This is a genomic window from Niabella aquatica (assembly GCF_054779315.1).
This window is the reverse complement of sequence record NZ_BAAGYM010000031.1, coordinates 1-5,735: the sequence shown is the minus strand read 5'-3', so window position 1 is coordinate 5,735 and position 5,735 is coordinate 1. Positions and strand designations below refer to the sequence as shown.

Annotated in this window: 5 protein-coding genes; 3 read left to right on the top strand and 2 right to left on the bottom strand. The window is 40.6% G+C overall.

Going from position 1 to position 5,735, the window contains the following annotated elements; genetic code table 11:
* Positions 1–912: hypothetical protein (locus tag ACYVBM_RS19495; RefSeq protein WP_460687378.1), on the top strand; the 912-nt coding region annotated here is incomplete at its 5' end.
* Positions 913–942: 30 nt separating this feature from the next.
* On the opposite strand, the gene ACYVBM_RS19490 is transcribed toward ACYVBM_RS19495, so the two are convergent.
* Both ACYVBM_RS19490 and ACYVBM_RS19485 read right to left on the bottom strand, forming a co-directional pair.
* Positions 943–2,610 carry a GMC oxidoreductase gene (locus ACYVBM_RS19490; protein ID WP_460687377.1) on the bottom strand — a complete coding sequence of 556 codons (1,668 nt, stop codon included), beginning with the start codon at positions 2,608–2,610 and terminating at the stop codon, positions 943–945.
* 3 nt (positions 2,611–2,613) lie between these two features.
* Positions 2,614–3,192, bottom strand: a complete 579-nt coding sequence (locus tag ACYVBM_RS19485) for a gluconate 2-dehydrogenase subunit 3 family protein (RefSeq protein WP_460687376.1) — start codon at positions 3,190–3,192, stop codon at positions 2,614–2,616.
* A 487-nt stretch (positions 3,193–3,679) separates the two neighbouring features.
* Between ACYVBM_RS19485 and ACYVBM_RS19480 the strand changes: the two genes are divergently transcribed.
* A complete protein-coding gene (locus ACYVBM_RS19480) occupies positions 3,680–4,588 on the top strand; it encodes a beta-1,6-N-acetylglucosaminyltransferase (RefSeq protein WP_460687375.1) in 909 nt (302 codons plus the stop codon).
* 212 nt (positions 4,589–4,800) lie between these two features.
* A partial coding sequence (locus ACYVBM_RS19475) for a hypothetical protein (protein ID WP_460687374.1) occupies positions 4,801–5,735 on the top strand: 935 nt, incomplete at its 3' end.

Sequence of the window (5,735 nt, the reverse complement as noted above, 5' to 3'; positions counted from 1 at the left end):
GTTTCAGGCGCCGGCAATTCGGGAAACGAACGGGGGTTTGCTTTCACCAACAGCTCATACAGGGCGATTATTCTAGAAGGCAGCCTTAATAACTTTACCCTGCAGAATATGTTCTTTAAAAATGTAGATGATTATGTGATCAGCTACATAAGCGGCAACAAAAACCGCGTTTATAACGGTTCCCCCGAATCCTGTTCCCAAAATCTCGCTTTCCTCAATCTTGATGCCGATAACGTTGGCCCACTCATCTGGATCGAAGGAGAAATAAATGCTTCCAACTTTACAGGCCTTGTCAAGGGCATAGAAATAGCCGGGATAACATGCACCAACTCACCCGATATCAGCACCGTGGTGTTTTTAGGTAGCAGCAAGGGCTATAACATCCACGATAATTTTGTGAGCAATGTCAATATGCAAAACAACAATCATAATAGTATTTTTATGCTCAGGGGAAGCGGTAAGTTTTACAACAATACCGTGAAAAACCACCAGGGAAACGCCGTGAGGGCATGGACATACAGCCTTGAAGAAGAAGCTACCGTTGAAATATTCAATAACAAAATTTACAACAGCAGAAAATACAGCGCATTTGAGCTACAGGTCACCCAGGGCATGCGGAATTCTTCTGTGTTCAAACCGGCCAATGCCAAAGTATACAACAATACCGTGGGGAAAATGAATACAGAAAGGGCCTCTTTCCCCGGACGGGTGCTGGATTTGTATAATACATGGGGCACATTGGAAATATACAATAACCTGTATTTTGAGAACAATGACGAGTTACTAATCAATAATAACTCAGACGTGACTATTACGAAAAATCAGAATAATACGTATAAGGCCAAATATAACGATGCCCTATCCGACTTAAATAATCTTACCTCAAAAATCAGCGGAATAGGCGCTCAATAAAGATCATAATTGTAAGGGGAAGCGTTAGTCTTAAATTTCTTTTTTCTTTAATTGTTCAAAAGCAAACTGGCAGGCCCTGGCCGTTAAGGCCATATAAGTTAAAGAAGGATTTTGGCATGCAGATGAAGTCATACAGCTTCCGTCAGTAATAAACAGATTTTTTACGGCATGGACCTGGTTGAATTTATTGAGCACCGAGGTGCGTGGATCATGCCCCATCCGTGCTGTGCCCATTTCATGCACTGCCGCTCCTCCCGGTTTATGGTAATTAAAGGATTCCACATTTTTGAAGCCAGCAGAGCGCAGCATGTCAGCACAGGTATCCTGGATATCCTTCATCATGCGTTGTTCATTTTCTTTAAACTCAAAATCAATTTTAACCACAGGCATCCCCCATTTATTTTTTTGATCGCCCAGGCTTATTTTATTTTCATGGTAAGGAAGGCATTCGCCCCATCCGGCCATCCATACGGTCCACGGGCCGGGCTTAACGATTTTTTCTTTAAAAGCAGCTCCAAAATCAGACCCGAATTGTCCTGCATTGTCTGCCCATTCTCGGCGTTCTCCATCTCCCTGTATATTATACCCTCTTTTAAATTCCATGTGCTCATCATTTTTAAGATTCCTGTACCGGGGAATAAGGAACCCGCAGGGCCTCCGTCCTTTATAATAAGAATCTCCGAAGCCTTCATGAACGCCTACTGCTCCTGAAGAGGAATGATGATCCATTAAATTGTGTCCTAATTCGCCGCTGTCATTTCCCATACCATTCGGGAACCGGGCTGATTTCGAATTTAACAGGATAGCGGTGGAGGCGATCGTGGAAGCGTTTAAAAAAATCACTTTTGCAAAAAACTCAACAGGCTGCAAAGTATTAGTATCAATAACCCTCACACCTGTTGCCTTTTGGGTATCATTATCAAATATGATTTCAGTAACAGTTGAAAAAGGTCTTACTGTCAGGTTACCCGTATTTGATGCAGCCGGAATGGTGGAGCTATTGCTGCTGAAATAAGCTCCAAAGGGGCATCCTCTGTGACACAGATTCCGGTTCTGGCAGGCATATCTGCTTCCAATCTGCCGGGTTAAATTGGCTACCCGAGCAATAGTAAGCATCCTTTGGTCATAATTTTTTATAATGGAATCTTTAAGATGCGTTTCTATACAATTCAATTGCATGGGGTCCTGGAAGATCCCATCCGGTAATTGCGGCAGGTTTTCTTTATTTCCACTAACACCTATAAATTGTTCTACATAATCATACCAGGGGGCTATATCATTATATCGTATCGGCCAGTCCACACCAATACCATCTTTCAGATTCGCTTCAAAATCCAGATCACTCCACCGGTAACACTGCCTGCCCCAAACCAGGGACCTGCCGCCCACCTGGTTTCCCTGAACCCATAAGAAGGGTTTCTCTTGTATATAGGGATGCTCTTTATCTTTAACGAAAAACGCTTTGGAACTTTCATCATAAAACTTTTGCTGAATGGGGTTTTCTTTCAAATCTGCCTGGGTATTTTGTAACCGGTTTGGAAAATCCCAGGGTTTTAATAAAGCCGTACGATAGTCTGTAATATGCTGTACATCCCTGCCGCGTTCCAGCAACAGGGTTTTCAAACCTTTCTCACAAAGTTCCTTTGCAGCCCATCCTCCGCTGATTCCGGAGCCAATAATAATTGCGTCGTAATACATAAGCTATTTTGTTGCCCAGCACCGCTGCCCTTTTTCCAGAGGAATGCATGGATTAAAATGTCCTGGAATATCAATATATGCCAGCCCTTTTGTAGCCCCGGTTTCGGAAGTACAATACCCGGTCACTGTAAGATCTTTTATTAATTCGAAGAAAGAACGGCCCAATAGTTTACGTTTCACTTTAGACAACATAGGCCATTTTAAATAGAATACCCCCTGCTGCATTTTCAGCAATAACTCTGTTTGCTGTCCATTGCTGCACTTAGAAAAAGGCTGCTTATACTTCTTATGGGCTACCTGCTCTAACTGTTCAAGCCCCTCAATAAAGTTATTAGCTTCGTAATAAGGAATGCCGAAAGTAACTGCGTGAATAATATATTCTTCTGTACGGGCATCTTTTGCACCGGGTGTATCTGTTCTCGGGATGATCAGTTCAGCCAGATCCGCAATCAGATCTTTTTTTAATTTCAGGTATTTCAGATCCGGATCTTTGTACCAACTGAAAATTTCATAGGACGATGCAGCACTCACTGCCAAAAAACTGATTCCCAATATGCGTTTTATAGCGCTCTTCCTTTTCACTTTTGAAAAATATACCAGTTTATATTATATAAAATCCGGAAGTATTCAGGTATATAACATTTTTTGAATATCACATATCTTCCGCAGGCCCAAAGGTTTCTTAGAGGCGGGAGTACCCCAAAAGGGTGAATGAAAAAGCATGCCCTGCCCCGCGGCCTCTTCAATAGGGATACATTCATTCATCTCGTTATGTTGTTATCCATTCTAAATGTGAAAACATTATACATCTGTATTCCTTCACCAACTTTGAAAACTCATAAAACAGCTATTATTCCCGATGCCTGAAGAAATATTTTTCTCCAATCAAACCTGATCATAAGAGCGTTTCGTAAATATATCCGAAAATAGTGTAAAATAATAACCCGTACAAATTCTATCTCCGCCACAAATATAAAATCCAATCTCTTACCGTACCTTCGTATATGGGCCTCGGTAAAAATTCTTAGTTCCGGGGCTTTTAGATACTATTTAAAGTTTAAACAACTTCATGATGAAGATCTGTCACCTTATTCTTGCCCATAAAAACCCTCAGCAATTAAAAAGATTGACACAGGCATTGGCTCATTCTTGCTGCCATGTATTTTTATGTATTGATAAAAAAACAGATGAAACCCCGTTCCGAACGCTATTAAGTGATGCTCCGAATGTTTTTTTTATCAAAAACAGGGTTAAAGTACATTGGGGAGGACGAAGCATAATAATGGCCATAGTACATGCTATTGAAGAAATAAAGTCCTCCGGCACCTCATACGATTTTATTAACCTGATTAGTGCACAGGATTATCCTATTAAACCCATGCAGGAACTGATTGATTATCTGAATGCTCATAAAAAGAAGAATTTCATCTCTTATATCACAGAACAGAATGATGAAAGGAAATGGATCGAAAGTAGCCGCGCACGTTTCAACCGTTATCATTTTACAGATTTCAATTTTAAAGGGAAATACCTGGTCCAGAATTTTCTGAACTGGCTGTTGCCCCCCCGCAAACATCCGGCATTCAGCCAATTTTATGGAGGAAACTGTTCTACCTGGTGGATCCTGGATGCGGAATGTGCCTATTTTATAGCACAGTCGATACAAAAAAACGCCCGGCTTAAGCGTTATATTAAATTTACCTGGGGAATAGACGAGATACTTTTTCCTACCTTGATCATGAATTCGCATTTTGCATCCAGTACCGAAAACAACAATTTCCGATACATTGACTGGTCTGAAGGAAACGCACACCCCAAAATATTAACAAGCACTGATTTTGATGCATTAGCAGCATCTGATCATTTTTTTGCACGCAAGTTCGATACAGCAATTGACAGCACAGTTCTCGACCTGATCGATACCAGAATCTTAAATAAAAAACCTTATGCTCCACTCCAACCAATCGATAAGAGCTAAAAAGCTGGCTTATAACGATATGATGCAATAATGATTGCTCTGGAAACATTCGCGCAAAAGCTTCCTGAAAGAAAAAAAATTTCCTCCTTTTAAACATTCGGCATTATATTTGTTAAAAACTTCTAAATTTTTAGTAATACCCTGAGTAAGCCAAATACCTAAACCTAAGAAAATTAAAAAACAATTTTAATTTAAATCTTAACATGTATTAAATGTTTTTACTATCGTTGTTGCGGGTGCACAGATTATTTCTGCTGCCGTTTTTGGTTTTTTCTGTTGTTTGTATTACTTTATATAGTTGTAAAAAATCTTCAGCTGCCTATTCATCCCTCCAAAGAGAAGAGCCTCCAAAAGGTACTGGTATAGATTCTATTAAACTAAGGGATTCAATAAAAAATTTAGATGACTCCATAAGAATTTCAGATTCGATAAGGATCAATGATTCTATTAGAATTGCAGATTCTAACAAAGTAGCTGATTCTACCAGGATTGCGGATTCTATTTGGCGTACAGATTCTATCAGAAGAGCGGACTCCATCAGGATCGCTGACTCTATTAAAAAAGCCGATGCCGACAGAATAGCTGATTCCATTTGGCGTGCAGATTCTATTTGGCGTGCAGATTCCATTAGAAGAGCAGACTCCATCAGAATAGCAGATTCTATAAGGGTCGCTGATTCAACAAGGATCGCCGATTCTATAGCTAAGGCGAACCCTGTAGGCCCTGTTATCCCCTCCCCTCCCGAAGAAAATAACAACGGTGGGTCCGGGAACCCTTCAACGCCGCCCACATTTTCAAGAATTATCAATGCGGGCTCAGGATCGGGCGATTTAACCATTGATGGGAATAATCTTATAATCAGTGGTGTAAAAAGTACCTTTCAGAATGGCGATATTGTAAAAATAAAAGGAGGCGTTTATAACAGTATTACCATCCGAAACATTTCTGTACCTCAAGGCACACGGGTAACGATAATTAATGATGGGCTAATAGCATTAATCGGGGGCAATTTATTAAGGTTATCCAACCTGAACAATGTTACAGTTTCAGGCGCCGGCAATTCGGGAAACGAACGGGGGTTTGCTTTCACCAACAGCTCATACAGGGCGATTATTCTAGAAGGCAGCCTTAATAACTTTACCCTGCA